The organism is Corynebacterium sp. HMSC071B10 (assembly GCF_001814825.1).
Taxonomy (GTDB): Bacteria; Actinomycetota; Actinomycetes; order Mycobacteriales; family Mycobacteriaceae; genus Corynebacterium.
This window is the reverse complement of record NZ_KV818000.1, coordinates 1-2,234: the sequence shown is the minus strand read 5'-3', so window position 1 is coordinate 2,234 and position 2,234 is coordinate 1. Positions and strand designations below refer to the sequence as shown.

Sequence of the window (2,234 nt, the reverse complement as noted above, 5' to 3'; positions counted from 1 at the left end):
TCAGGTGTCTACCTAACGGGGGTCAGGTCCGAGTTCTTCTCCGGATTGCGAACCAAACCCCCTCCACACGGTTTGGTATGAGCATCGATACCGCCTTGTCTCTAACCGCTCGTCTTAGCCAAGGCCGTGCCAACATCGAAATTACCGGCCTAAGTTTCCACTGCAACGGTTATGACCTCCACGAGAGGATAAACATGTCGCATCTGGCAATCGACACCCTACTCAAGGTGCGCTCCCTGTCTCCACGGGCCGACACTATTTCCATTGGAGGTGGATTTCCCACAAGCTCAGTCGAGTATGGAGTCTGGCGAAACCTGCAATCTCGACTAAAAAACGAAATGTTCATAGATTCGGATAAACCTAAAGACCAATATCCGTTCGGATCACCTTTATCCGGACAATACTCACTACGGTTTATAGCTAATCAACATCGCCCACTGACACGTCGAGATATGGAGTCCACTCGACGCAGCTCGGACTCCATGGCTCAGCGCGCTCATCGTCACAACATAAAGATTTTGGCAGAGCCTGGACGGTCTTTATGCCAGTTCGCGGGTGCTAGTTTCTTTCCTGTTCTTTCGTGTCACGCATTGCCCAATGCTGCACGGACAGTAACTGTCGTACGTGGAACTAGTCTCAGCCTCTCAGAGCAATGGTTCAACTCGGAGTATTATCCGGACCCATACCTTGTGCGCAACGGAGTCATTATCGACTCGGGAGTAGCTACCGCAACAGCAGTTTCCGGATCAACGTGCTTAGACAGCGATTATCTCAGCAAAAGAATGATTCAACTCCCCGACAGGCCTCGACCTGGAGATTTCCTAGTCTATCCCGACACAGCCGGGTATCAAATGGACTCGAACGAGTCTGCTTTCCACGGATATCGGATTCCTCAGAAATACGCCTTTAATCCTGTCACCATGACCATCACGGAAGATCGCTAGAACAGAGGCCAAATAAAGATGCCAAAAAGAATTTATACGCAGATGTCTCAACTCATTGGCAATACTCCTCTGTTCGAGCTTGTCTGTACGCCCCAGAAAAGTCGCGTTTTGCTTAAGCTCGAGCAATTCAACCCAACTGGAAGTGCGAAAATCCGGATGGCCCAGTCGATGATTAAGGCGGCAGAGCAGGATAACCGACTTCAAGAGCATGGCACTATCGTTGAATCGACTTCCGGTAATACTGGACAGGGCTTAGCACTTCTTGCACTTGAGCGCGGATACGACTTCGTAGCAGTCGTCGATAATCATTCTTGTAAAGATAAATTGAACTCCATGCGTGCAATGAATGCACAGATGTGCTTCGTTTCCAATCAAGATGACGATTCGCTCGCCACATCGGCTAGAGAAAACCATGCTGAGGAGCTCGGCAAACAACACGGCTGGGTATTCATGAAGCAGCATGACAATGTCGCAAACTCGATGGGTTATTACCCTGCAGCTGATGAAATTTTGAATGATCTTGGGGAAAGTCCGACTCATATCATTAGTGCCGTAGGCACAGGTGGAAGCCTCTTTGGAGTTACTGAACGTCTCCATCAATTGGGACACCGTCCCACTATTATAGGCGTCGAACCGGAAGGTTCCATTGCATTCGGTGCTCCTGGACACGACTATTGGCAATCTGGAACGGGCACCCCCGAAGGTGCAGTTATCGGCACTTCAGTTCGCTACGACTTACTCGACTACGGAGCAAAGGTATCCGACAAAGCAGCTTTCGCTGCATGCCGAACAATCGGAAAGCACATGGGGCTTCTACTGGGAGGATCTGCTGGCGGAGCCGTAATAGCAGCCCTCGAGCTCCTGCCGGGCTTTCCCGCTGGCTCTACATCGTTGACCATGGTGTGCGATGGAGGGGAAAAGTATCTAGATACCGTATTCAACGATGAGTGGATGTCCGAACGTGGTTTACTCGATGTCGCCCTCGAGGACAAAATTTGGGAACAAGTTATGTCATTGCGCGCTGGGGAAAGCCCAATTTCGCTAAATTCAACACGAGTTTCATGGTCGAAGGAAAAGTAGTGCCCGGAGCTACCTCTCAGAAACTAAACCGCCAGATTTTGGCGTTGTCTCTTCCCCTTGCCGGCACACAGCTTGCGAATATCGCAATTTCAACCACCGACACTTTCATGATGGGCCAACTTAGCCTCGGGGCTCTTGCTGGCGGAGGTTTGGCAGTTGTGTGGTTTAACCAGATACGCACAATGGCCGTGGGCCTATTAACACCGCTGG

General features: G+C 50.5%; 1 protein-coding gene and 1 pseudogene. Both read left to right on the top strand.

The genetic code is table 11. From position 1 onward, the window contains the following. The first annotated feature begins 962 nt into the window (after positions 1-962). Positions 963-2,024: a PLP-dependent cysteine synthase family protein gene (locus tag HMPREF2990_RS12400; protein WP_035011700.1), complete on the top strand. Its 1,062-nt coding sequence runs from the start codon at positions 963-965 to the stop codon at positions 2,022-2,024. Further along, positions 2,006-2,234: pseudogene (locus HMPREF2990_RS04395) on the top strand (MATE family efflux transporter); the annotation flags it as partial. The gene HMPREF2990_RS12400 and the pseudogene HMPREF2990_RS04395, both read left to right, overlap by 19 nt.

Coding starts and splice junctions, on each gene's coding strand:
- HMPREF2990_RS12400 (WP_035011700.1), top strand. CDS start 963: ATGCCAAAAAGAATTTATACGCAGATGTCTCAACTCATTGGCAATACT.